Here is a 26,162-nt window from a genome sequence, read left to right as displayed (position 1 = left end):
TGCCGGGCCCCTTCTCTGCGCCGGTCTCCTCCGGACCCTCAGCCGGAGAAGCCGACGTGCGCGAGCCGCAGCGGGCCGCGCAGTCTCAGGTGGACGTCGTGCACGCCCTCGGCGCCGAACCCGGCGCCGAGCGTGGTGTAGGCGTACGGCCCGGAGCCGGCCGCGTCCGACGTCAGGGTGGCCAGCGTCGGCCCGCCGTCCAGGGCGAGCTCGACCACTCCCTCGCCCGCCACCGACACCGTCACCCGCGTGGCACCGGCGCCGAAGTCGCAGGCGCGGTAGACCAGTTCACCGGTCCGGCCCTCCGCCGCCGTCACCGCGTCGCCCGCGGTCTTCGTACGGTCGACGATCTCGACGCCGCTCTGGTCGTCGAAGTCGGCGCCGTCCAGGCCGCGTTCGAGCACCGGACGCGGGGCCGAGGGCTCGCCGTCCAGGAGGACGGTCGTACGAAGGCGGACGTCCTCGCTGGAGGCGCCGGCCAGCAGCTCGTACGGGCCCGGCTCCAGGCGCCACCTGCCCCGGGTCACGTCCCAGAACTCGTAGGAACGCAGGGGGACTTCGAAGGCCAGCTCCGCCTCGGCGCCGGGTGCGAGCGTCACGCGCCGGTGCGCCAGCAGTTCGCGGCGCGGGCGCGGGACCACCGGGTCCACGGCGCGGGTGTAGAGCTGGGCGACCTCGTCGGCCGTGACGTCACCGGTGTTGGTGATCGTGAAGGAGACGTGCAGCGTCTCGCCCTCGACGCGGGAGCTGAGATCGCCGTAGGAGAACGTCGCGTACGACAGTCCGTGGCCGAAGGGGAAGAGCGGCGTGCCCTCGAAGTAGAGGTACGTCTGGCGGCTGCCGATCACGTCGTAGTCGAGAAGGCCGGGCAGGTCGGCGTCGTCGGCGTACCAGGTCTGCGGGAGGCGGCCGGCGGGGGAGACGTCGCCGGCCAGGACGCGGGCGAGGGCGGTGCCGGCCGCCTGGCCGCCGTGGGCCGTCCACAGCACCGCCGGGAGATCAGCGGTGTCCAGCGCGTAGGGGTAGGCGGAGGTCAGCGCCAGCACGGTGTCCGGGTTGGCGGCGCGGGCGGCGCGCAGCAGGCGCTCCTGCTGGGCGGGCAGGCGCAGCGTCGTACGGTCCTCCGTCTCTCGGCCGTTGATGTGCGGGTCGTTGCCCGCGACCACCAGGACCACGTCGGCCTCCGAGGTGACCCGGGTCACTGCGTCCTCGCCGCGTTCGACGATGATCAGCTCGAACGTTTCGGGGTTCTCGTCGTTCTCGTCGTTCTCGTCGGCAACCTTTACTCCGTCGGCGGCGACAGAGACGTGGCGACCCGTACCGACGTGCCTGAGGAGGTGTCCGTTCTCGTGCGGTTCCATCCGGAACGTCTCCTGGACGACCCAGCCTCCGGGCTGGTCGGCGGAGGCGCGTACGTAGCCGTCCTCGGCGACCGAGAGATAGCGGCCGTCGGGCGCGCGCAGGGTCAGGACGCCCTCGCCCCAGTCGACAAGCGCGAGTTCGGTGCCGACGGCGGCCGCGGTGAGCGGGGGCAGGTCGGTGCGGCCCGCGAGCAGGGCCGGGTCCAGCGCGCCCTCGGCGCCGCGCACCTCGTCGGTCGCGTCCTGTGCCTCGGGGACGTGGAGGAACGTACCTCCGCGCGTCTTCAGCAGGACCCGGTCCACCCCCTCCGCGAACTCGACGCGCTCCGCGCCGAACCGCTCGTACAGGCCCTCCAGCGGGGTCGAGCGGTGGATGAGGGTGCCGCTGTACCAGTCGAGCTTGCACTCGTCGGCGAGCAGGCCGACCACGGCGATCCGGGTGTCCTGGGCCAGCGGCAGCACGCCGTCGTTCTTGAGCAGGACGATCGCCTGCTCGGCGGCCTCCTTGGCGAGCGCGCGGTGCGCCGGGGTGTCGAAGTCCGAGGTGTCGGCGTACGGGTCGTAGCGCGGGTCGAACTCGCCGAGCCGGAAGCGGACGGAGAGCTGGCGGCGGACCGCGGTGTCGAGGTCGGCCTCGGTCAGCAGGCCCTGATCCAGCGCGCCTCGCACCCTCTGGACGATCTGCGAACTGTCCGTGCCGTGGTCGGTGAAGCTGTCGACGCCGGCGAGGACCGCGGCCGCGGTGGCCTCCTCGTGGGTGTCGAAGTAGTGCTCGGAGTCGACCAGGTTGGTGGGCGCGCCCGCGTCCGAGCAGACCAGCAGCTCCTCGTCGGTCCAGGTGCGCAACTGCTCGCGGAGATAGGGCGAGACGTGGTTCGGGCGGCCGTTGACCAGGTTGTACGCCGGCATCACCCCGGCCGTCGCGCCCGCCTCGACGGTCTCGCGGAAGGCGCGCAGGTCGTACTCGTGCAGCACGCGCGGGCGCACCGAACTCGACGCCGTGGCCCGGTCCGTCTCGTTGTTGTGCGCCAGCCAGTGCTTGAGGACCGGCGCCGTGCGCCAGTACGTCGGATGGTCGCCGCGCAGGCCGTGTGTGTAGGCGGTGGCGATGGCCGAGGTGAGCTTCGGGTCCTCCGAGTAGCCCTCCTCGTTACGGCCCCACAGCGGATGCCTCAGCAGGTTCACCGTCGGCGACCAGACGTTGAGGCCGACGCGCTCGTCACGGGCACGCATCGCGCGGGTCTCCTTGGACACCGCCTCGCCGACCCGTCGTACCAGATCGGTGTTCCAGGTCGCGCCGAGGCCCACGGCCTGCGGGAACACCGTGGCCGGGCCCATCCATGCCACGCCGTGCAGGGCCTCCTGGCCGGTGCGGAACCCGGCGATGCCGAGGCGCTCGACGGCGGGCGTGAACTGGTGCAGGAATCCGGTCTTCTCGTCGAGGGTCAGCCGCGACAGCAGATCGTCGATGCGCTTCGCGAACGGCAGGCGCGGATCGCGGAAAGGCGTCGTAGGCGGCGTTTGTGCGGTCACGTGGGGATCCCCTTGCGATGGAGCGGCGAAGCGCTTTCGAAGCGCTTCGATGCTGATTCGATCCGGGGGTGGGTGTCAAGACACCCCGGGGCAACAACTGCGACTCCCCGCCGACATTTCAAGTCGCGTAAGAGGCCCGTTCGATCCTCCATACCTCGGAGGAATCTTGGAAGCGACTCTTGTGCACCCCTGGGTGTTCACTTAACCTCGCAGCAACATCGAAGCGCTTCGACTACTTCGACTCATTCGACTAGTCACTATGACCGCTTCAGCTCAGCCAGTTCCACTCAAGACACCGCAGCCGACGGCTCCACCGCCGGGTGTCCTGGTGCGCCATGAAGGGTTGACGCAATGACGCCGAACGCCGCTTCCGCCTCCTCCGCCCCAAGTCGGAGAAGCTTCCTCGCCTCCACGGCGGTGGCCACCGCCGCGGTGGCGGGCGGGATGCCGCTGCTTGCCGCCTGTGGCGGCTCGGACAGCGGGTCGCGTGACGGGACCACGTCGGGCAAGGCGGCGGACAAGCTGCTCCCGACGTTCGTCGCCAGCGCGGTCGCCAAGCCGGACCTGCCCTCGAAGAACGGTTCGGCTTCCGGATACACCGGCAAGGTCGAGCTCGCGGCCCTCGCCACCTCGGTCCCGGACAAGCTCGGCACCGGCGCCCCCTTCAAGATCATGTCCCCGTTCTGGGGCTCCCCGCCGAAGGCCGGCTGCGCTTACTACACGCAACTCGACGCCGCGGCGGGCACCAAGGTCACCTGGCAGAACCAGGACGGCAACACCTACGGCCAGAAGCTCGGCGCCGTCCTCGCCTCCAGCTCCATACCCGACATGGTGGTCGTGCCGAGCTGGGAACTGGTCGGCAAGATCTCGAACGCCGTCACCGCGAAGTTCATGGACCTCGGTCCGTACCTGGCGGGCGACAAGGTCAAGAAGTACCCGAACCTGGCCGCGATCCCCTCCGACGCCTGGCGCATGGGCATCTTCGGCGGCGCGCTGCGCGGCATCCCGATGCCGGCCGCCACCGCGTCCTTCATCGTGCCCTACTACCGCAAGGACATCTTCGACAAGAAGGGCTACTCCGTACCCAAGTCGCCCGACGAGTTCCTCAGCTGGGCCAAGGAGGCCACCAGCGCCAAGGCCAAGGTGTGGGCCTGCGGCGACAACATGACCTGGACCGCGTGCAACATATTCGGTGTCCGCCCCTCCGGGTCGCTCGGATGGAACGTCGGTTCCGACGGCAAGCTGACGTACCGCATCGAGCAGCCCGAGTACCTCGAGGCCCTCGAGTGGACGCGCAAGCTGTTCGACGCGGGCCTGGTCCACCCCGACGCCAAGGCGCGCTCGGGCGACGATGGCCAGCGGTTCACCGCCGGGCAGATCCTGGTCTTCAACGGCGACATGTCCGCCTGGTACGGCCTGACCGCCGAACAGGCCGCGTCCAACCCGGACTTCGTGATCGAGGGCATGGACATCTTCGGCGCCGACGGCGGCAACCCGTCGCTGACGGCGGCCCAGCCCGCCGGCATCTGGTCGATGATCCGCAAGGGCGCCTCGAAGACGACGATCGAGAACGCGCTGGCCGCCGCCGACTTCGCGGCAGCGCCCTACGGCACCAAGGAGCGGATGCTCGTCGACTACGGTGTCGAGGGCACCCACTACACGGTCAAGGACGGCGTGCCGGTCAAGAACGACCTGGGCAACTCCGAGGTGATCAACGCCTGGGTGATGCTGGCCGCGCCGGCCGCCTACTACGCCCACCCGGACTTGCCCGACATCGCCCGCAAGCAGGTCGAGTGGCAGCAGCGGATGGGCGCCTTCATGAAGAAGACGTCCACGTACGGCATGAACATCGTCGAGCCGACCCGCTACGCCAACCTCTGGAGCCAGTTCGAGCAGCTGGAGATCGACTACGTGCGCGGCAACAAGAAGCTGTCCGACGTCCAGCAGGCCATCTCCACCTGGAAGTCCTCCGGCGGCGACAAGCTGCGCGACTGGTACCAGCAGCTCATCGACAAGAACGGCAGCGCCAACTGATGTCCATCACGGCGGGGAGCAGGCCCGACGGGACCCGTCCCCCCGCGGCCGTCGAGGAACCGACGGCCGCGGTCGCCGCCGCGGCGGCGAAGGAACGGGTGCCGCGCAGGGCGGGCAAGGCGGGCAAGATCCCCTGGCGGGTCCGGCTGCGCCGGGACCGCGCGCTCATCCTGATGACGCTGCCCGTCGTCGTGCTGCTCCTGATCTTCAACTACGTCCCGCTGCTCGGCAACGTCGTCGCCTTCCAGGACTACGACCCGTACGTCTCCAGCAACGGCGTCACGGCCATCTTCCACAGCCCCTGGCTCGGCGTCGAGCAGTTCTCGCGGATGGTCGACGACCCGCTGTTCTGGGACGCCACGCAGAACACCCTCGTCCTGTTCTCGCTCCAGCTGGTGCTGTTCTTCCCGATCCCCATCGCCCTCGCGCTGCTCATCAACAGCGTGGTCCGGCCCCGGGTGCGGGCGGTGGCGCAGGCGATCATGTATCTGCCGCACTTCTTCTCGTGGGTCCTCGTGGTCACCGTCTTCCAGCAGATGTTCGGCGGCGCGGGCATCATCGCCCAGACCCTGGAGGATCACGGCTGGAGCGGCTTCGACCTGATGACCAACGCGGACCTCTTCAAGTACCTGGTCACCGCGCAGTCCGTGTGGAAGGACGCCGGCTGGGGGATCATCGTCTTCCTCGCCGCGCTGGCCGCGGTCAGCACCGACCTGTACGAGGCCTCAGCCATGGACGGCGCCGGGCGCTGGCGGCGCATGTGGCATGTGACGCTGCCCGCGCTGCGCCCGGTGATCGCGCTGCTGCTGGTGCTGCGGGTGGGCGACGCGCTGAGCGTCGGCTTCGAGCAGTTCCTGCTCCAGCGGGACGCGGTCGGCGTGGGGGCCAGCGAGGTCCTCGACACGTATGTGTGGAACATGGGTATCCAGAACGGCGACTTCAGCTACGCGGCCGCGGTCGGCCTCGTCAAGGGCGCCATCGGAGTCTGTCTCGTCCTGGGCGCGAACAAGTTCGCGCACCTCCTCGGCGAGCAGGGGGTGTACAAGAAGTGAGCCTCAACACGCAGCTCGTCCGCAGCCTCAAGGCTCCCGCCCGCCCTGTGTGGGAGGAGCCGCCCAGCAGAGCCGGACTCACCGCGAAGGGCGCCTTCCTCGCGCTCTGCTGCCTGGGGGTGCTCGGTCCGCTGTGGATCGTGATCGTCACCAGTCTCTCCCCCAAACCCGTGATCGACCAGGCCGGCGGCCTCGTCGTGATCCCCAAGGGCATCACCTTCGTCAACTACACGGAACTGCTCAGCGGCGGCCAGGTCAGCCGCGCGATCATGGTCTCACTCGGCGTCACGCTCTTCGGCACGTTGTTCTCGATGACGGTGTCGGTGCTCGCGGCCTACGGCCTGTCCCGGCCGGGCAGTCTGGGCCACCGGTTCCTGCTGATGACCATCATGGCGACCATGTTCTTCGGGGCCGGCCTCATCCCGACGTACCTTCTGGTGCAGTCGCTGGGCCTCACCGACACCTATCTGTCGCTGATCCTGCCGAGCGCGGTCAGCGTCTTCAACATCCTCGTGCTGCGCGCCTTCTTCATGGGGATCTCCCCCGAACTCACCGAGTCCGCCCGCATCGACGGGGCCAGTGACCTGCGCGTCCTGCTGACCATCATCATGCCGCTGTCGCGGGCGGTGCTGGCCGTCATCTCCCTGTTCTACGCGGTCGGGTACTGGAGCGCCTGGTTCAACGCCTCCATCTACCTCACCGACCAGCAGATGATGCCGCTGCAGAACGTGTTGATCCAGCTGGTCCAGAAGAACTCCGAGGCGCCGACCGGCCTCCAGCAGGCGGTCCGCACCGGTCAACTCTCCGCGCTCGGGCTTCAGATGGCTGTCATGGTCCTCGCGTTGATCCCCGTCGCCATCGCATCTCCCTTCGTCCAGCGGCACTTCAAGAAGGGCATGCTGACCGGCGCGATCAAGGGCTGACGCCCGAGCGGGTGGCGTGAGTGGGAGCTTCTGCGGGTTCCCGGCTGCGGGTCCGTCGTGGCTGGTCGCTCCCCCAAGTTCTCGGCTTCGCTCGAACCCGGGGGACCCCCATCGCGGCGGAGCCGCAGAATGTCACCGCCCCGCGCCCCCAGGTAGGTCTCCCCACTCCCCTTTTGCAGAACGAGGTATGTGGCATGCACGCGTCCAGCTTGAGTAGACGTGCCGTTCTTGCCGGGACCGCGGCCGCTGCCGCGCTCACCAGCCTTCCCACTCTCGCCGGTCCCGCCCGGGCCGCGGAGTCCGCCCCCACCCCCGCCTACCGCTGGCGCAACGCCGTCCAAGGCGGCACCGGCTTCGTCACCGGTATCCTCTTCCACCCCTCCGTCCGCGGCCTCGCCTACGCCCGTACCGACATCGGCGGCGCCTACCGCTGGGACGACCGGGCCGCCCGCTGGACGCCGCTGACCGATCACCTCGGCTGGGACGACTGGAACCTGCTCGGTGTCGAGGCCATGGCCGTCGACCCCGCCCACCCGAACCGCCTCTACCTTTCCCTCGGCACCTACGCCCAGTCCTGGGCCGGCAACGGTGCCGTCCTGCGCTCCGAGGACCGCGGTGCCACCTGGGCCCGTACCGACCTCGATGTGAAGCTCGGCGCCAATGAGGACGGGCGCGGCGCCGGCGAGCGGCTGCTCGTCGATCCGCGCAACAGTGACGTCCTGTGGCTCGGCACCCGGCACGACGGGCTGCTCAAGTCGACCGACCGGGGAGCCACCTGGGCCACCGCCGCCGGCTTCCCGGGCACCCCGAGCGCGGGCGGCCAGGGCGTCACCCTCCTCGTCGCCGCCGGGCGCACGCTCTACGCCGGCTGGGGCGACAGCGACGGCACCACCGCCAACCTGTTCCGCACCGCCGACGGCAGCACCTGGGAGGCCGTCCCCGGTCAGCCCTCCGGCGCCGCCGCCATGGTGCCGATCCGCGCCGCCTACGACCGGGGCACCAGCCACCTGTACGTGACGTACGCCAACGCGCCGGGCCCCAACGGCCAGTCCGACGGCAGCGTGCACAAGCTGTGCATCCTCAACGGCAAGTGGACCGAGGTCACGCCCGTCAAGCCGGGCGGCACCACCGCCGACGGCTCGGCCGACAATTTCGGGTACGGCGGTGTCGCCGTCGACGCCCGTAGGCCCGGCACGCTCGTCGTCTCCACCAACAACCGGTGGGCGGAGGTCGACACGGTGTTCCGCAGCACCGACGGCGGACGCACCTGGACGTCCCTGAAGGACACGGCTGTCCTCGACGTCTCCGAGACCCCCTACCTCAAGTGGGGAGCGGACAAGCCGAAGTTCGGCTGGTGGATCCAGGCCCTCGCCCTCGACCCGTACGACTCCCGGCACGTCCTCTACGGCACCGGCGCCACCATCTACGGCACCCGGGACCTGAAGACCTGGGCCCCGCGGATCCGCGGCATCGAGGAGGCGTCCGCCCGCCAGCTGATCTCGCCCCCGACCGGAACGGCGCACCTGATCAGCGGCAACGGGGACATCGGCGTGATGTACCACGAGTCGCTCACGGCATCCCCCTCGCGCGGCATGGCGTCGAACCCCGTCTTCGGGTCGGCGACGGGACTCGCGCAGGCCGCGACCAGGCCGGCGTACGTCGTCCGCGCGGGCTGGGGCGACAACGGCAACGGCGCCCACTCGAACGACGGCGGGCAGACCTGGGCGCCCTTCAAGGCACAGCCCGCCATCGCCAAGGACGCACCGGGACCGATCGCCACCAACGCCGACGGCAGCGCGGTGCTGTGGTCCTTCGTGCACTGGGACGGCACGAAGTACCCGGCCCACCGCTCGGCGGACAACGGTGCCACCTGGACCGAGATCTCCTCCTTCCCGAAGGGCGCCGCGCCGGTCGCCGACCCGGCCGACCCGACGCGCTTCTACGCATACGACACCGACACAGGAACGCTACTCGCCAGCACTGACAGTGGCCTCTCCTTCACAGCGCGTGCGACCGGACTGCCGTCCGGCGACAGCCAGTTCAAGCTGGTCGCCGCCCCCGGCAGGTCGGGCGACCTGTGGCTCTCCACCAAGACCAACGGCCTCTACCGGTCCACCGACGGCGGGGCCACCTTCACCAAGGTCGACAGCTGCTGGGCCTCGCACACCCTCGGCTTCGGCAAGGCGGCCGAGGGAGCCCGGTACCCCGCCATCTACCAGGTCGGCGCCACCGAGAGCATCACCGCCGTCTACCGCTCCGACGACGAGGCCAGGACCTGGGTGCGGATCAACGACGACGCCCACCAGTGGGGCTGGACCGGCGAGGTCATCGTCGGCGACCCGCGCCTCTACGGCCGGGTGTACCTCGCCACCAACGGGCGCGGCATCCAGTACGGGGAGCCCGTCTGATGCCCTCGCTGAACGACGCCACGCGCGGCCGCATCCTGTACGGCGGCGACTACAACCCCGAGCAGTGGCCCGAGGAGACCTGGCTCGAAGACGTCCGGCTGATGAAGGACGCCGGCGCCAACTCCGTCACCCTCGGTGTCTTCTCCTGGGCGAAGCTCGAACCACGCCCGGGGGAGCGGGACTTCGGCTGGCTGGACCGGCTGATGGATCTGATGCACGACAACGGCATCGGGGTCGTCCTCGCCACGCCCACCTCCTCGCCCCCGCCCTGGATGGGCCACCTGCACCCCGACACGCTGCCCGTCGACCAGGACGGCCGCACCGAGTGGTGGGGCGGCCGGCAGCACTTCTCGCACTCCAGCGCCACCTACCGCCGGTACGCCGCCGCCGTCACCGAGGACCTCGCCGCCCGCTACGGCGGCCACCCGGCCCTCACGATGTGGCACATCAACAACGAGTACTGCACGTACGACTGGAGCGACGAGGCAGCCGTCCGCTTCCGCGGCTGGCTCCAGGACAGGTACGGCACGCTCGACGCGCTCAACGAGGCCTGGGGCACCGCCTTCTGGAGCCAGGGCTACGGCGACTGGGCTCAGATCCACACGCCCCGCCACGCCCACTACCTGAAGAACCCCACCCAGGTGCTGGACTTCAAGCGCTTCACGTCCGACATGCTCCTGGAGTGCTACGTCGCCGAGCGTGACATCGTCCGCCGGGCCACCCCGCACCTCCCCGTCACCACCAACTTCATGCCGCTGTGGGTCGGTCAGGACGCGTGGCGCTGGGTCGAGGAGGAGGACGTCGTCTCGGTGGACCTGTACCCCGACCCGCGCGATCCGCTCGGCGCCCAGAACGGCGCCCTCGTCCAGGACATGACCCGCTCCCAGGCGCGCGGCCCCTGGATGCTGATGGAGCAGGCGGCGGGACCGGTCAACTGGCGAGGCGTCAACCACCCCAAGCCGCGCGGTCTCAACCGCCTCTGGTCCCTCCAGGCCGTGGCCCGAGGGGCCGACGCCGTCTGCTACTTCCAGTGGCGGCAGTCCCGGCAGGGCGCGGAGAAGTTCCACTCCGGGATGGTCAGCCACGCGGGGGAGGAGGGGCGGACGTACCAGGAGGTCAAGCAGCTCGGTGCCGAGCTGGCCCAAATCTCCGCGGAGGTGACGGGCAGTCACACCGCCAACGACATCGCCGTCCTGCACGACTGGCACGCCTGGTGGGCCGGCGCCCAGGACGGCCGCCTCTCCAGCGAGGTCGACCACCCGGCCGTCGTCCGTGCCTGGCACCGCGCCCTGTGGGAGGCCCACCTCACCACCGACTTCGCCCACCCCGAGCACGACCTGAGCGGCTACAAGCTCGTCGTCGTCCCCCAGCTGTACGCCCTCACCGACGCGGCGATCGAGAACCTCCTCGCGTACGTCCGCGACGGCGGCACCCTCGTCTCCGGCTTCCTCACCGGTGTCGCCGACGAGGACGACCGGGTGCGGGCCGGCGGCATGGACGCCCGGCTGCGCGAGCTCTTCGGCATCCGCACGCTGCACGAGTGGTGGCCGCTGGACGCGGACGAGCACGTCGAGTGCGGCGGCTTCCGCGGCACCCTGTGGTCGGAGGAGATCGAGACGTCCGAGGAGGCCGAGGTCGAGGCCGCGTACAAGGGCGGGGAGCTGGACGGGCTGCCGGCCGTGCTCCGCAAGGGACGTGCCTGGTACCTCTCGACGCTCCCCGAGCCGGACGCGATGCGCGACCTGCTCGCCCGGGTCGCCGCCGGCGTCGGCGCTCAGCCTGTGCTCGACGCACTCCCCGCCCAGGTGGAGGCGGTCCGCCGCGGTGATCTGCTGTTCGTCCTGAACCACGGACGCGAGTCCGTCACGGTCGAGGTGCCGGGCACCCGCCGCGACCTGCTGACGGGGGCGACCGTCCGGGGCGAGGTCACCCTCGGCCGCTACGGAGTGGCGGTGCTGAAGCCATGAGCACCGGTCCCGTCCACGGCACCTGGGAGCCGCGGCCCGCCGCCCGCTGGGAGGACGCCTTCCTGAGCGGCAACGGCCACCACGGCGCCATGGTGTTCGGCGATCCGAACGACGAGCGGATCGTCGTCACGCAGCACACCCTCGTCCGCCCGAACGGCGGCGAAAGCGCCCGCCCGCCGGAACTCGCCGCCGAACTCCCCGCCCTCCAGGACCGGTTGCTCGCCGGAGAACTGACCGCCGCCGAGACCTTCACCGACGGCCGCCCCCTCCAGTGGGTCCAGCCGTTCCACCCGGCCTTCCACATACGGCTGAGGGCGCCGCAGGAGGAACCGCGGGCGTACCGCCGCTGCGTGGACTTCGCCACCGGCGTCGCCACGGCCGAGTGCGCGGGCCGGCGCAGCCAGGTCTTCGTCTCCCGCGCCGACGACGTCGTCGTCCAGCAGGTCACCACGCCCGACCTGGACATCACCCTCGACCACCGGCTCCCGGGCGCACCCCACGACCTCGCCGTCGGCCACGGCGCCGTCCTCACCCCCGAGGGCGCCCTGCTCACCCTGCGCGTCCGCTACCCGGGCAGCGACCGCGCGTACACCGGGGTGACACTGGTCCTGGTCACCGGCGGCCGTACGACGCTCACGCCCCCCGGGCTGCGGATCACCGGCGCCGAGTCGGTCCTGCTGCTCACCCGCGTCCTGCGCCACACCGGCGCCCCGGGCGCCCCGGACACCGACGACCCGGACGCCCTCGCCCAGGCCCGCGCCCTCGGCGACCTGATCCCGGACGACGAGGACCCGTACGCCCGCCTCCTGGACCGCCACACCGAGCTCCACCGCACGGCCTACGAGCGCGTGACCCTCGATCTCGGGGCGGACCCCGCCGAACGTGCCCTGTCCGGCTCGGAGTTGCTGGCCCGGCCCGACAGCCCGGCCTGCCTGGAGCGTCTCTTCGCCGCGGGGCGCTACCACCTGCTGTCCGCCTCCGGCATGCTCCCGCCCCGTCTGACCGGGCTGTGGACCGGCGACTGGAACACGGCCTGGTCCGGCGCCTTCACCACCAACGCCAACCTGAACCTGCAGACCGCCTCCGCGGCGGCCGCGGCCCTTCCCGAAGTCACCGAAGCACACGCCTCACTGATCCACCGTCAACTCGACGACTGGGCCGACAACGCCCGCGCCGTCTTCGGCGCCCGGGGCGTGGTCGCCCCGCCCCACAGCGACGGCGAGTCCGGACTGACGTACCACTTCCGCCGTGAATACCCGCTGCACCTGTGGACCGCCGGCGCCGACTGGCTCCTCAAGCCGCTCGTCGACCACGACGAGACCCGCGGCGAGCGCGACCCGCGCACGGCTCATGTCCTCGCCCAAGTCGCCCTGTTCTACGAGGACTTCCTCACCCGCACCGACGAGAACGGCCACCTCACAGTCGTCCCCTCCTACTCGCCCGAGAACCGTCCGGCGAACGCGAGCTGGGGTGCGATCAACGCGGCCATGGACCTCTCGGCCGCCCGCCACGCCCTGCTCACCGCCGCCGAGTACCACCCGGAGCAGGCGGAAGGCTGGCGTGCCCTCGCCGACCGGCTCCCGCCGCACCGGATCAACGCCGACGGCGCCCTCGCCGAGTGGGCCTGGCCGGGCCTCGACGACACCTACGACCACCGCCACCTCAGCCACCTCTACGGCGTCTGGCCGCTCGACGAGATCAACCCGTACGACACCCCGGACCTCGCGGCAGCCGCGTACCGCGCCCTCGAACTGCGCGGCGCCGAGAACGACTCCGCGCACGGCCATCTGCACCACGCCCTCGTCGCGGCCCGGCTGCGCGACGGGGAGCGGGTCGCGCACGCCCTCGGGCAGGTGCTCAAGGGGGACTTCTTCCACGCGTCCCTGATGAGCGCGCACTACCCGAACCGTGACGTCTACAACGCGGACGCGGCGCACACCCTGCCCGCCGTGCTCGTCGAGATGCTGGTGCAGTCGACGCCGGACCGGCTGGTCCTGCTGCCCGCGCTGCCGACGGCGTACCCGACGGGCCGACTCCTGGGCGTCCGCACCCGGTTCGGGGCGGCGATCGACCTCACCTGGAACCAGCACGAAGCGACCGCGGTGATCCGCCCCACGCGCACGCACCGCGTCGAACTCCGGACTTCCTCCGGTGCCGAGCCGCTCGACCTCGTCGCCGGAGAAGACCGCGTCCTCACCCTGGGGACGTGGTAATCCCCCCAATCCCCCGCATTTCCCCCCACCCATGGAAGGGATCCCATGGCAACACGCACCCGCACCCGCATCCTCAGCAAGATCGGCAAGGCCCTGCTGCCCCCGGCCCTCGCGCTCGGGGCCACCGTCGGCCTCGCCTCCGCCCCCGCCTCGGCCGCCGTCTGGAACTCCTGCGACCAGTGGGGCAACACCAGCCTGAACGGCTACACGCTCTACAACAACATCTGGGGCTCCGGCGCCGGCAGCCAGTGCATCTGGGCCAACTCCGGCACCAACTGGGGAGTCTGGGCCAACCACCCCAACACCGGCGGCATCAAGTCCTACCCCAACTCCAAGAAGGTGATCAACAAGACGATCACCTCGCTCGGCTCGCTCTCCAGCAGCTACAACGTCACCGTCCCGTCGTCCGGCGCGTACAACACGTCGTACGACATCTGGGACACCGACTACGACTACGAGATCATGCTCTGGGTCAACTACAACGGAGCCGTCGGTCCGCTCGGCACCTCGCAGGGCAACGTGACCCTCGGCGGCCACACCTGGACCGTCTACAAGGGCAGCAACGGCGCCAACGAGGTCTTCTCGTTCCTGCGGACCTCCGACTCCAACTCCGGCACCGTGAACATCCTGCCGATCCTCAAGTGGATCAAGGACACCAAGGGCTGGATGGGCAACGAGACCATCGGTGACGTCCAGTTCGGCTACGAGGTCACCTCCTCGTCCGGCGGCCTGGACTTCACCACCAACAACCTGACCGTCAGCAGCAGCTGACGTCACCCGAGGGCCGGGGCCGGTCCGTGCCGTCAGGCGCGGTCGACCTCGGCCCGCAGGGCGTTGTAGTCCCCGAAGGCCGCGTCCACGTCGGCGCGGGTGAGGCCGTAGCGGGCCAGGTCGTAGCTGTGCGGCCGGCTGCCCTTGGGGCGGGCGGCCACCTCCGGGAGCCGGACGGCGTCGGCCTCGGTCCAGCGGGCGCCGATCGCCTCGTACAGCTTCGGGGCGCCGGCGGCCGGGTCGGAGCCGAGCCAGGAGTACGGGACGTCCACCAGGGACTCGCGCGGGACGGCCGCCCGGGCGGCGAGGCCGCGCCGCACCGAGCGGCTCAGCAGGTCGAGCCAGGTGGCACCCAGGGCGTGCAGGTCGACCGTGCGGCGGGAGAGGGCCATACCGCACTCGACCAGACTGCAGAACGAGGCCACGGCGGTCGCCGGGTCGCGGTGGGTCCACACGAGGGTGGCATCCGGGAACACGCTGAGCAGGGCGTCGAGGTTCCCGGTGTGCATGGGGGACTTCAGGATCCAGCGGCGCCGCGGGCGGCCGTACTGGAGCACCTGGAAGCACTCCTTGAGGTGCCGGTAGTCGGGGACGAAGTCCCGCTCGAACTGCCGGGCGTGGTACTCCGGCAGACGGGCCTGGGACAGCGGCACCAGGGCGTGCGGCAGCAGGAAGGTGCATTCCTCCGGTCCCTCGGCGGTCATGGGGTGGATGTCGCGGAAGCGCGGGGTGAGCAGGTAGGTGCCGTCCAGGGTCCGGCGCGCGGACGTGATCGCCTTCTGCCGCTCTCGGGGCGAGGGGGCGAGACCGGGGGCGAGCAGCTCCCACAGCCGGGGGCAGCGGTGCTCGTCGGAGAGGGACAGCACACTGTGGGTGAGCGTGGTGGCGGTGCGCGGCAGACCCACCACGAACACCGGCTTCTCGATGCGCTCCCGCGCGATCGCGGGGTGCTCGGCGATCAGCCGCCGGATCCTGGCCCGGTTGGTGAGATGCCTGCGGACGTGGGACCGCGCCGACTGCCAGCCGACCGGCGACAGGCCCTCGTCGGCCGCCCACTCACGCAACAGCAGCCTGAAGCCGTCGGTGAACCACTCGTCCCCGTCCGTCTGCCCGGCCTTGCCGGCGATCCGGTCGAAGACCCGGTCCGGGTCGCGCCGGGAACCGAACGAGGGCCGCAGTAACAGATTGGCCAGCGTCAGAGGGAGGGGCGCGGAAGACACGAGGCGGGGTTCCTTCGTTCGGGGCGTGGGGCGGAGGGTTCACCGACCAGTGTGCAAAACACGGAAGTCCAAGACACCACCGCCCCGCCCGGGTGCCGCTACTCGACGACCGGCAGCCGCGCCCCGTCCCGCAGGAACAGCGGGATGCGGTCCAGCGGCGCGTCGACCGTCACGTGCGTACCGCCCTCGTACGTCTCACCCGTCCACGCGTCCGTCCAGGTCGCGCCCGCCGGGAGATACGTCGTACGGGCCGTGGCGCCCGCCGTCAGCACCGGGGCCACCAGCAGGTCCCCGCCGAAGAGATAGGCGTCGTCGACCGTCCAGGTCGCCTGGTCCTCGGGGAACTCCAGGAACAGCGGGCGCATGACCGGCAGGCCCTGCTCGTGGGCCTCGCGCATGACCTTCAGGACATACGGCTTGAGGCGCTCGCGCAGGCGCAGGTACCGCTCCATGATCGCGCCGGCCTCCTCGCCGTACGACCACACCTCGTTGGGGCCGCCCGTCATGGCCGGGCCCAGCGGCATGCCCGGGTCGCGGAAGCCGTGCAGGCGCATCAGCGGGGACAGCGCGCCGAACTGGAACCAGCGGACCATCACCTCGCGGTACGCCGGGTCGTCCGGGTCGCCGCCGTGGAAGCCGCCGATGTCGGTGTTCCACCACGGGATGCCGGACAGCGCGGTGTTGAGACCGGCCGCGATCTGCCTGCGCAGGGTCGCGAAGTCGGTGCCGATGTCACCGGACCACAGGGCGGCGCCGTAGCGCTGGCTGCCCGCCCACGCCGAGCGGTTGAGGGTGATGATCTCTTCCTCACCGGTCGCGCGCAGGCCCTCGTAGAAGGTGCGGGAGTTCTCGGCGGGGTAGCTGTTGCCGACCTCCAGGCCGGGGCCGGCCCAGTAGCGCAGGTTCTCCTGGAAGCCCGGCTTCAGCTCCGGCTCGCAGGCGTCCAGCCAAAAAGCCGTGATGCCGTACGGCTCCAGGTAGTTCCGCTTCACCCGCGACCAGAGGAAGTCGCGGGCCTCCGGGTTGGTGGCGTCGTAGAAGGAGACCTGGACGGTGGAGGCGACCTCCTTGTCCGGCCAGTCGGCGTGGGCCATCGGGCCGTACTGGGTGCCGATGAAGTAGCCGCGCTGCTCCATGAGTTCGTGGTTCTCGGAGAGGGGGGACACCGACGGCCAGACGGACACCACCAGCTTGATGCCGAGCTCCTCCAGCTCCCGGACCATCGCCGCAGGGTCGGGCCACTCCTTGAGGTCGAACTTCCAGTCGCCCAGGTGCGTCCAGTGGAAGAAGTCGCAGACGATCACGTCGATGGGCAGGCCCCGGCGCTTGTACTCCCGTGCCACGGCGAGGAGCTCGTCCTGGGTGCGGTAGCGCAGCTTGCACTGCCAGAAGCCCGCCGCCCACTGAGGCAGCATCGGCGTACGGCCGGTGACCGCGCTGTACTGGCGCTGGGCGTCCGCCGGGGCGCCCGCGGTGATCCAGTAGTCGAGCTGGCGGGCCGAGTCCGCCACCCAGCGGGTGCCGTTGCCGGCCAGCTCCACGCGGCCGATCGCCGGGTTGTTCCACAGCAGCGTGTAGCCGCGGCTGGAGGTGAGGACCGGGATGCCCACCTCGGCGTTGCGCTGGATCAGGTCCAGGACCAGGCCCTTCTGGTCCAGCCGGCCGTGCTGGTGCTGGCCGAGGCCGAACAGCTTCTCGTCGTCGTAGGCGGCGAAGCGCTGCTCCAGGCGGTGGTAGCCGTTGCCCACGGCGGTGTACAGACGCGGGCCGGGCCACCAGAAGTGGGCGCGCGCCTCGGAGAGGAGCTCGGAACCGTCGTCCGTGCGCAGGAAGCGGATCAGTCCCTCGGCGTCGACCTCGACGGTCAGCGAGCCGACGGTCAGCGTGCCCCGGCCGCCCTCGATCTTGATGGTGGACCCGGTGGCGGGCGGCTCGTCGAGCAGGGCGCCCGGCAGCCCCTCCAGGATCGGACCGCCGAGCCGGGCGCGGACCCGGACCGCGTCCGGCCCCCACGGCTCGATGCGCACGGTCTCCTGGCGGCCGCTCCACTCCAGTACGCCGTCCCGCTCGCGGAAGGTGCCGACGGTGGGTGACGACTGCGCGAGGCCGACCTGGGGCTCGTTCCCGGCCGGGGGCTGAATTTCGGCAGGCTGATTCACGTGGGGTGCTCCTTGAAGGAGGGCGGGCATGGCGGTGCCCTGGCGGGGCACGGCGTCAGAGGGAAGAGCGGAGGGGGCGGAGGTCAGGGGGCGACGGCCGGGGCGGGCCCGGTGCTCGTCCGTACCGTCAACTCGGGGGCGATCAGCACGACTTCGTCGGTTCCGTGGCCGTCGAGCTTGGCGACCAGACGCTCCACGGCGTGCCGGCCCATCTCCTGCGCGGGGATGGCGACCGACGTCAGCCGCACCGAGGCCTGGACGGCGACCTGGTCGGGGCAGATCGCGACCACCGACACGTCCTCGGGCACCGCCCGGCCCTGCTGGCGCAGCAGGGCGAGCAGCGGCTCGACCGCCGACTCGTTCTGCACGACGAACCCGGTGGTGCCGGGGCGCTCGTCGAGGACCCGGGCGAAGGTCACGGCCATCGCGTCGTACCCGCCCTCGCACGGCCGGTGCAGCAGCCGTACGCCCAGTTCCTGGGCGCGGGTGCGCAGTCCGTCGAGGGTGCGCTCGGCGAAGCCGGTGTGCCGTTCGTAGACCGCCGGGGCCTCGCCTATGACAGCGATGTCGCGGTGGCCGAGCTTCGCGAGGTGCTCGACGCACAGCGCGCCCGTCGCCTTGAAGTCGAGATCGACGCAGGTCAGCCCGGAGATGTCGGCGGGCAGTCCGATCAGCACGGACGGCTGGTCGGTGCCGCGCAGCAGCGGCAGCCGCTCGTCGTCGAGTTCGACGTCCATCAGGATCATCGCGTCGGCGAGCCCGCTGCCGGTGACGCGGCGCACGGCGTCGGGACCCTCCTCGCCGGTGAGCAGCAGGACGTCGTAGCCGTACGTGCGGGCCGTGGTGGCCACCGCGATGGCGATCTCCATCATCACCGGCACGTACATGTCGGTGCGCAACGGGATCATCAGCGCGATGATGTTCGACTTGCTGCTGGCCAGGGCACGGGCGCCCGCGTTCGGGTGGTAGCCGAGCTCACGGATGCTCTGCTCGACCCGCTGCCGGGTGGCCCCGGAGATGGACCGCTTGCCGCTGAGGACATAGCTCACCGTGCTCGCCGAGACTCCGGCGTGCTGGGCGACCTCGGCGAGGGTGACCATCCAGCTCTCCAAGATTTGTGAAGCGCTTCGACAGTGCGCGTTGCGAATAAGGGCGGGTGAGGGTGGTTCGAGGTGGTTCGACAGTAGCTCCACCGGGGGTGGGTGTCCATAGGTTGTCGAAGCGCTTCGACAGGGAGTTCCCGCATGTGGGGCCGAATGGAGTGATCCGTGGCCTGCCCGGTCTGCGCGGGCTGCGGGTTCCTGCCTACCACGGCCGGCCCCGGGGGGCCATGGAACACGGGCGGGCGGCGGCCGTGAAGGCACCCCACGCCCGCCCGCCGATCCGACGGCAACCTTTCGCGAGGCGGCGACCACTGGGAGGGCGTAGCAGGAACCCCCCGGAAGGACCCCCATGCAGCACCGTCGTCCCCGCCTGTCCAAGAAGGCGAAGACCCTCGTCGCCACCACGGTCGCTCTCGCGGCCGCGGCCGGCATCACCGTCGCCCAGGCGGACGAGTCGAGCAAGAAGTGCGCGGCCTTCGACACGATCACGCTCGGCAAGTACTACGTGAACAACAACCTCTGGAACGAGGGGAAGTACACCGGCACCCAGTGCGTCTGGGACAACTCGCAGTCGGGCTCGACCATCTCGTGGGGTACGAGCTACAGCCTGGCCAACAGCGCCACGGGCAAGGACTACGACGTGAAGTCGTACGCCAGCACCGTCCTCGGCTGGCACTGGGGCTGGAAGGTCGACAAGGCGTCCACCGGGCTGCCGATCCGGGTCGGCGACCTCAAGCCGGTGAAGACCAGCTGGGAGTTCTCGCTGAACTCCACCCCCGGCACCATGAACGTCGCCTACGACCTGTGGCTGCACACCAAGAACACCGCCGACTGGCAGGACCAGCCCACCGACGAGATCATGATCTGGCTCAACCGGCAGGGCGGGGCCGGCCCGCTCGGCACCAAGTACGGCAGCGTCAGCCTCGGCGGCGCGATGTGGGACATCTACCAGGGCGACATCGGCTGGAACGTCTACTCCTTCGTCCGCCGCACCAACACCACCAAGGCCACCCTGAACCTCGACGACTTCACCCAGGCCCTGGTCCGCCGTAACCTCCTGAGCAACGACAAGTACGTCTCGGGCATCGAGTCCGGCACCGAGGTCTTCAAGGGCACCGGCCGACTGGACACCAAGTCGTATTCCGTCGACATCGGCTAGCGTCCCGGACAACCGCCCACTCTGACGGCGTTGCGCGGCGCGCAGAAGTCGGCGAAGGGGTGCCGCTCTACTCGCGGTACGTGAACCGGCCGGGGGTGGGCGGGTGCTCGCGCCGGGGGCGAACCGAGTGGGGCTGACGCCCAATCAAGTGGCCCTGCTGAGTGCCGCGTTAGCCCGATCGACGGCCAGCTCGCGCGGCTCACCGGGAAGAGCGGGTCCGCGAGGGAGTGGCTCGACCATGTCGTGGACTGCGCGAAGAGCAGAGCTCCCGTCCGGTCCGGCAGCGACTTCAGCCGCGGCTGCCCGAACTCCTGGGCGCGGGGCGTTCACCTGAAGTGCCGTCAGCCCAGCCGCCGAGCTGGGCCGTACCCGCGCCTCCGAGACCTCCGCGAGGCCCGGGACCACGGCCGGCTGGAGTCCCGGCCGTGCAGCGCCCAGGACACGTGCCGCAGCCGCTCGCCGGTCATCCGCAGCCCAGGCACCACCAGGGTCACCTCCGCTCCGGAGGCCTCCACGGCCCGCAGGACGACATCGGCGTCCTGGCTGTGGTCCGCGGTCAGCGGCTTCAGCCGGTCCATCACCGGCATCCCGGACCCCAGGGCCTGGAATCCGACCGGCACCGCCCCCACCGCCACGTACGCATGGTCCGTCCGGGAGGCGAGCCGCCCCACCACCCGGTCCACGGCGGCCGGTTCACCCACCACCAGCGCCCGGCGCGCCGCCGGCAGTTGGGATGCGGCCGCGTGAGCGGCGCGACGGTGGCCGACAGGAGCAGCCAGTGCCGGCGTCGGCCGGGGCCCGTTCTCCACGTCGGACAGGACGAGGGCCGGCGCCAGGAGCCCGGCGAACAGCACCCAGTCCCGCACGGCCGCCGGCACGCCCCACGACTCACCGAGCCGCTGGTCCGCGTACCGGCGCCGTATCGCCCGGACGGCCGCCCACACACCCGCGCCGACCAGTCCGCCGACGACGGGCAGCTCCTGGGCGTCCGCCTCCAGCGCCGCGGCCGGCGGGACGCCGATCCCACAAGTGTCCTCGGCCGCCGTAAGCCGGTCGGCCCCGATTATTCCGCTCGCGGTCCGGCCGGGCCGTCCTCCTCCACAACCCCCTGCCGGTCCCCGGTTCCCGGCCGACTCCGACGTGCCGTCATCCCGCATGTGACGGAAAATCGCGGGGAAAGGACGGGTGGCCAACGGGTGGACCGAGCGCGAGGGGTGGTCGGGTCGCCCGCTATCGGGTACATACGATCCAGTAGCACCGGTCAGTAACGTAACGGACCCAAGATCCCGATTCGCGGCGAGGTGAGCCTCAATGTCCGCAGCACCCACCCAACCCACCGTCACCGAGCGTGAAGCACGCCAGGTGGCGGAGGCCGCTCGGGAACAGGACTGGCGCAAGCCCAGCTTCGCCAAGGAACTGTTCCTCGGCCGCTTCCGGCTCGACCTCATCCACCCCCACCCGATGCCGCCCGACGAGGACGCCCAGCGCGGCGAGGAGTTTCTGGCCAAACTGCGCGACTTCTGCGAGACGAAGATCGACTCGGCACGGATCGAGCGCGAGGCCCGGATCCCCGACGAGACGATCAACGGGCTCAAGGAGCTCGGCGCCCTCGGCATGAAGATCGACACCAAGTACGGCGGCCTCGGCCTCACCCAGGTCTACTACAACAAGGCCCTCGCCCTGGTCGGTTCCGCGAACCCGGCGCTCGGCGCGCTGCTGTCCGCCCATCAGTCGATCGGAGTACCGCAGCCACTGAAGATCTTCGGCACCCAGGAGCAGAAGGAGACCTTCCTGCCGCGCCTGGCCCGCACGGACATCTCGGCGTTCCTGCTGACGGAACCGGACGTCGGTTCCGACCCCGCCCGCCTGGCCACGTCGGCGGTACCCGACGGCGACGACTACGTCCTGGACGGCGTCAAGCTGTGGACGACCAACGGCGTGGTCGCCGACCTGCTCGTCGTCATGGCCCGCGTGCCCAAGTCCGAGGGTCACAAGGGCGGCATCACCGCCTTCGTCGTGGAGGCCGGCTCCGATGGCATCACGGTCGAGAACCGCAACGCCTTCATGGGCCTGCGCGGCCTCGAGAACGGCGTCACCCGCTTCCACCAGGTCCGCGTCCCCGCCGCCAACCGCATCGGCCCGGAGGGCGCCGGCCTCAGGATCGCCCTCACCACCCTCAACACCGGCCGCCTCTCGCTGCCCGCCATGTGCGTCGGCGCCGGAAAGTGGTGCCTGAAGATCGCCCGCGAGTGGTCGGCGGCCCGGGAACAGTGGGGCAAGCCGGTCGCCTTCCATGAGGCGGTCGGCTCGAAGATCAGCTTCATCGCGGCGACCACCTTCGCCCTGGAGGCCGTACTCGACCTGGCGTCCCAGATGGCGGACGAAGACCGCAACGACATCCGCATCGAGGCGGCCCTCGCCAAGCTCTACGGCTCCGAGATGGCCTGTCTGATGGCCGACGAACTGGTCCAGATCAGGGGCGGCCGCGGCTTCGAGACGGCCGAGTCGCTGGCGGCCCGCGGCGAACGCGCGGTCCCCGCCGAACAGATCCTGCGCGACCTGCGCATCAACCGGATCTTCGAGGGCTCCACCGAGATCATGCACCTGCTGATCGCCCGCGAGGCCGTCGACGCCCACCTGTCGGTCGCGGGCGACCTGATCGACCCGGAGAAGTCCCTGTCCGACAAGGCGAAGGCGGGCGCCCAGGCCGGTGCCTTCTACGCCAAGTGGCTGCCCAAGCTGGTCACGGGGGTGGGTCAACTCCCGAACTCCTACAGCGAGTTCAAGCATGAGGTCGACCTCTCCCCGCACCTGCGCTATGTCGAACGCACCGCCCGCAAACTCGCCCGCTCCACCTTCTACGCCATGTCCCGCTGGCAGGGCCGGATGGAGACCAAGCAGGGCTTCCTGGGCCGGATCGTCGACATCGGCGCCGAACTGTTCGCGATGAGCGCGGCCTGCGTGCGCGCGGAGCTCCTGCGCTCCACCGAGGACCACGGCCGCGAGGCCTACCAACTGGCCGACGTCTTCTGCCGCCAGTCCCGCATCCGGGTCGAGGAACTCTTCGGCCGCCTGTGGACCAACACCGACGACCTCGACCGCACGGTCGTCAAGGGCGTGCTCTCCGGCACGTACGAGTGGCTGGAGCAGGGCATCGTCGACCCGTCGGGCGAGGGACCCTGGATCGCGGACGCGACGCCGGGGCCGAGCAAGAAGGAGAACGTGCACCGCCCGATCCGGTGAGCGACCCATGAACGCGCGTCCCTCTCGGCCCCCCGTGCGGGGGACGAGAGGGACGCGCTGTCCTCACACACCGTCCTTACGGCAACAATGGAGGGATGAGCGACAGTCCAGCCCCTTCAGGGCGCGGGGCGGAAGCCCCGTCTGCCCCGCGACGCCATGCACGCACTCTCGCCGCACCGGGCCCCGACCCAAGTACGTCCAGTACGAGGGTCAGGGCCCGGCACGCCGAGAGCACGCACCTACTGGCGACATCAGCCGCTCCGCGGCGGGCGCAGGACCCGTCCTCCGGGCAGACGACGGGGCTTCCGCCCCGCGCCCTGGCCGACCCGCACCTGGTCTACGACCCCGTGGCGGGCGACGGGCCGAAGGATGTGGTGATCCTCGGCTCCACCGGCTCCATCGGCACCCAGGCCATCGACCTCGTGCTGCGCAACCCCGACCGGTTCCGGGTCACCGGCCTCTCGGCCAACGGCGGCCGGATCACCCTCCTCGCCGAGCAGGCACACCAGCTGCGGGTACGGACCGTCGCGGTCGCCCGCGAGGACGTCGTACCGGCCCTGCGCGAGGCCCTGAGCGACCGGTACGGCACCGGCGAGCCGCTGCCCGAGATCCTCGTCGGCCCCGACGCGGCGACTCAGGTCGCCGCCTCCGACTGCCACACCGTCCTGAACGGCATCACCGGCTCCATCGGCCTCGCCCCGACCCTCGCCGCCCTGGAGGCGGGCCGCACCCTCGCGCTCGCCAACAAGGAGTCGCTCATCGTGGGCGGCCCGCTGGTCAAGGCCCTCGCCAAGCCCGGACAGATCATCCCGGTGGACTCCGAGCACGCGGCGCTGTTCCAGGCACTGGCGTCCGGCACGAGAGCGGACGTGCGCAAGCTCGTCGTCACCGCCTCCGGGGGACCCTTCCGCGGCCGTACGAAGGCCGAGCTGGCGAACGTCACCGTCGAGGACGCCCTCGCGCACCCCACCTGGGCCATGGGCCCGGTGATCACGATCAACTCCGCGACCCTCGTCAACAAGGGCCTGGAGGTCATCGAGGCACACCTCCTCTACGACATTCCCTTCGATCGGATTGAGGTGGTCGTGCACCCGCAGTCGTATGTCCACTCGATGGTTGAGTTCACGGACGGATCCACGATCGCCCAGGCGACGCCCCCCGACATGCGCGGGCCGATCGCCATCGGCCTCGGCTGGCCCGAACGCGTCCCGGACGCGGCGCCCGCCTTCGACTGGAGCAAGGCGTCGACCTGGGAGTTCTTCCCGCTCGACAACGACGCGTTCCCGTCGGTGAACCTGGCGCGACACGTGGGCGAGCTCGCGGGCACCGCCCCGGCGGTGTTCAATGCCGCCAACGAGGAGTGCGTCGAGGCCTTCCGGGCCGGCGCGCTGCCGTTCGACGGGATCATGGACACCGTGACCCGGGTGGTGGACGAGCACGGCACCCCGCGTACGGGAACCTCGCTCACCGTCGCGGACGTCCTCGAAGCGGAGACCTGGGCACGGACCCGGGCCCGGCAACTGGCGGCACAGACGGCGGAGGCCCGTGCATGACGACCCTGATGTTCATCCTCGGCATAGTGGTCTTCGCCGTGGGCCTGCTGGTGTCGATCGCCTGGCACGAGCTGGGGCACCTGTCCACCGCCAAGCTCTTCGGCATCCGTGTGCCGCAGTACATGGTCGGCTTCGGCCCGACCATCTTCTCCCGCAAGAAGGGCGACACCGAGTACGGCATCAAGGCCATCCCGTTCGGCGGCTACATCCGCATGATCGGCATGTTCCCGCCCGGCCCGGACGGCCGCCTGGAGGCGCGCTCCACCTCGCCCTGGCGCGGCATGATCGAGGACGCCCGCTCGGCCGCCTTCGAGGAACTGCGCCCCGGTGACGAGACCCGCCTCTTCTACACCCGCAAGCCCTGGAAACGGGTCATCGTGATGTTCGCGGGCCCGTTCATGAACCTGATCCTCGCGGTGGCGCTGTTCCTCACCGTCCTCATGGGCTTCGGCATCTCCCAGCAGACCAACACGGTCAGCTCGGTCTCCCAGTGCGTCATCGCCCAGAGCCAGAACCGGGACGACTGCAGGAAGTCGGACCCGGCCTCCCCGGCCGCGGCCGCCGGCCTCAAGGCGGGTGACAAGATCGTCTCCTTCGCCGGCGTGAAGACCGACGACTGGAACAGGCTCTCCGACCTCATCCGCGCCAACCCCGACAAGGAGGTGGCGATCGTCGTCGACCGCAAGGGTGAGGAAGTGACCCTGCACGCGAAGATCGCCTCCAACCAGGTCGCCAAGAAGGACTCCAGCGGCCAGTACGTCCAGGGCGAGTACGTCACCGCCGGCTTCCTCGGCTTCAGCGCCGCCACCGGCATCGTCAAACAGGACTTCGGCGACTCCGTGACCTGGATGGGCGACCGCGTCGCCGACGCCGTCGACTCCCTGGCCGCCATCCCGAGCAAGATCCCCGCCCTGTGGGACGCGGCCTTCGGCGACGGCGTGCGCGAGCCGGACTCCCCGATGGGCGTGGTCGGCGCGGCCCGCGTCGGCGGCGAGATCTTCACCCTGGACATCCCCGCGACCCAGCAACTGGCCATGGCCCTGATGCTGGTCGCCGGCTTCAACCTCTCCCTGTTCCTCTTCAACATGCTCCCGCTGCTGCCCCTCGACGGCGGCCACATCGCGGGCGCCCTGTGGGAAGCCCTGCGCCGCAACGCGGCGAAGGTGCTGCGCCGGCCGGACCCGGGCCCGTTCGACGTGGCGAAGCTGATGCCAGTCGCCTATGTGGTGGCGGGGATCTTCATCTGCTTCACGATCCTGGTCCTGATCGCGGACGTGGTTAACCCGGTGAGAATCTCCTAGCCACCAGGAGTTCGCGGCGGCCCGGCATGGTGGATGCCGGGCCGCCTCCCGTCGAGTGGGTTTACGGCCGATGGGGTCCCCCCGCCGAGTGGTTCGAGGTGGGGAAGTGCTCGCGCCCGGGCACGTGCCGTAATCTCGAAGCCTGGAGCCCGCCGCTGACGG

General features: G+C 70.6%; 16 protein-coding genes and 1 pseudogene. 12 read left to right on the top strand and 5 right to left on the bottom strand.

The window, feature by feature from the left end:
* Positions 1–38: 38 nt before the first annotated feature.
* Positions 39–2,894, bottom strand: coding sequence for a glycoside hydrolase family 3 C-terminal domain-containing protein (locus tag AC5P09_RS05015; protein WP_493872634.1), 2,856 nt, complete (start codon positions 2,892–2,894; stop codon positions 39–41).
* A gap of 351 nt (positions 2,895–3,245) precedes the next feature.
* Between AC5P09_RS05015 and AC5P09_RS05010 the strand changes: the two genes are divergently transcribed.
* From AC5P09_RS05010 to AC5P09_RS04980, 7 genes are all read left to right on the top strand, one after another.
* Positions 3,246–4,928: an extracellular solute-binding protein gene (locus AC5P09_RS05010; RefSeq protein ID WP_493872633.1), complete on the top strand. Its 1,683-nt coding sequence runs from the start codon at positions 3,246–3,248 to the stop codon at positions 4,926–4,928.
* Positions 4,928–5,980 (top strand): ABC transporter permease, encoded by a 1,053-nt coding sequence (locus AC5P09_RS05005; RefSeq protein WP_493872632.1) that lies wholly within the window; start codon positions 4,928–4,930, stop codon positions 5,978–5,980. The genes AC5P09_RS05010 and AC5P09_RS05005 overlap by 1 nt, the downstream gene beginning before the upstream one ends.
* Positions 5,977–6,903, top strand: a complete 927-nt coding sequence (locus tag AC5P09_RS05000; RefSeq protein ID WP_493872631.1) for a carbohydrate ABC transporter permease — start codon at positions 5,977–5,979, stop codon at positions 6,901–6,903. The genes AC5P09_RS05005 and AC5P09_RS05000 overlap by 4 nt, the downstream gene beginning before the upstream one ends.
* Before the next feature lie 194 nt (positions 6,904–7,097).
* Entirely contained in the window at positions 7,098–9,311 is a 2,214-nt protein-coding gene (locus AC5P09_RS04995; RefSeq protein WP_493872630.1) for a 1,4-beta-glucanase, read from the top strand.
* A complete protein-coding gene (locus tag AC5P09_RS04990; protein ID WP_493872629.1) occupies positions 9,311–11,278 on the top strand; it encodes a beta-galactosidase in 1,968 nt (655 codons plus the stop codon). Before AC5P09_RS04995 ends, AC5P09_RS04990 begins: the two co-directional genes overlap by 1 nt.
* On the top strand, positions 11,275–13,491 hold the full coding sequence (locus AC5P09_RS04985; RefSeq protein WP_493872628.1) for a glycosyl hydrolase family 95 catalytic domain-containing protein: 2,217 nt from the start codon (positions 11,275–11,277) through the stop codon (positions 13,489–13,491). Before AC5P09_RS04990 ends, AC5P09_RS04985 begins: the two co-directional genes overlap by 4 nt.
* 45 nt (positions 13,492–13,536) lie before the next feature.
* The gene (locus AC5P09_RS04980; RefSeq protein ID WP_493872627.1) at positions 13,537–14,262 is read left to right on the top strand and encodes a glycoside hydrolase family 12 protein; all 726 of its coding nucleotides are present in this window, start codon (positions 13,537–13,539) and stop codon (positions 14,260–14,262) included.
* 32 nt (positions 14,263–14,294) lie between these two features.
* Here AC5P09_RS04980 and AC5P09_RS04975 read toward each other — a convergent pair whose 3' ends face one another.
* From AC5P09_RS04975 to AC5P09_RS04965, 3 genes are all read right to left on the bottom strand, one after another.
* Positions 14,295–15,482 carry a sulfotransferase family protein gene (locus AC5P09_RS04975; protein ID WP_493872626.1) on the bottom strand — a complete coding sequence of 396 codons (1,188 nt, stop codon included), beginning with the start codon at positions 15,480–15,482 and terminating at the stop codon, positions 14,295–14,297.
* Positions 15,483–15,580: 98 nt separating this feature from the next.
* Positions 15,581–17,641, bottom strand: a complete 2,061-nt coding sequence (locus tag AC5P09_RS04970; protein ID WP_493872625.1) for a glycoside hydrolase family 31 protein — start codon at positions 17,639–17,641, stop codon at positions 15,581–15,583.
* Between the two features lie 83 nt (positions 17,642–17,724).
* Positions 17,725–18,741: a LacI family DNA-binding transcriptional regulator gene (locus AC5P09_RS04965; RefSeq protein ID WP_493872624.1), complete on the bottom strand. Its 1,017-nt coding sequence runs from the start codon at positions 18,739–18,741 to the stop codon at positions 17,725–17,727.
* Between the two features lie 352 nt (positions 18,742–19,093).
* On the opposite strand from AC5P09_RS04965, the gene AC5P09_RS04960 reads away from it, so the two are divergent.
* Together AC5P09_RS04960 and AC5P09_RS04955 are read left to right on the top strand one after the other, a co-directional pair.
* Positions 19,094–19,903: a GH12 family glycosyl hydrolase domain-containing protein gene (locus AC5P09_RS04960; RefSeq protein ID WP_493872623.1), complete on the top strand. Its 810-nt coding sequence runs from the start codon at positions 19,094–19,096 to the stop codon at positions 19,901–19,903.
* Positions 19,904–19,924: 21 nt separating this feature from the next.
* Positions 19,925–20,161 (top strand): annotated as a pseudogene (locus AC5P09_RS04955) (CDP-alcohol phosphatidyltransferase family protein); the annotation flags it as partial.
* Between the two features lie 83 nt (positions 20,162–20,244).
* Here the strand turns inward: AC5P09_RS04955 and AC5P09_RS04950 are convergent.
* A complete protein-coding gene (locus AC5P09_RS04950; protein ID WP_493872622.1) occupies positions 20,245–20,847 on the bottom strand; it encodes a hypothetical protein in 603 nt (200 codons plus the stop codon).
* 367 nt (positions 20,848–21,214) lie between these two features.
* Between AC5P09_RS04950 and AC5P09_RS04945 the strand changes: the two genes are divergently transcribed.
* The 3 genes from AC5P09_RS04945 (at position 21,215) to AC5P09_RS04935 (ending at position 26,000) form a co-directional block, all read left to right on the top strand.
* On the top strand, positions 21,215–23,146 hold the full coding sequence (locus tag AC5P09_RS04945; protein ID WP_493872621.1) for an acyl-CoA dehydrogenase family protein: 1,932 nt from the start codon (positions 21,215–21,217) through the stop codon (positions 23,144–23,146).
* Positions 23,147–23,493: 347 nt separating this feature from the next.
* Entirely contained in the window at positions 23,494–24,699 is a 1,206-nt protein-coding gene (gene dxr / locus AC5P09_RS04940; RefSeq protein WP_493872780.1) for a 1-deoxy-D-xylulose-5-phosphate reductoisomerase, read from the top strand.
* Between the two features lie 8 nt (positions 24,700–24,707).
* A complete protein-coding gene (locus tag AC5P09_RS04935; protein WP_493872779.1) occupies positions 24,708–26,000 on the top strand; it encodes a M50 family metallopeptidase in 1,293 nt (430 codons plus the stop codon).
* The last annotated feature ends 162 nt before the right edge of the window (positions 26,001–26,162 follow it).

This window comes from Streptomyces sp. a15, from assembly GCF_059026085.1.
This window is presented reverse-complemented; position numbering and strand designations above follow the sequence as displayed.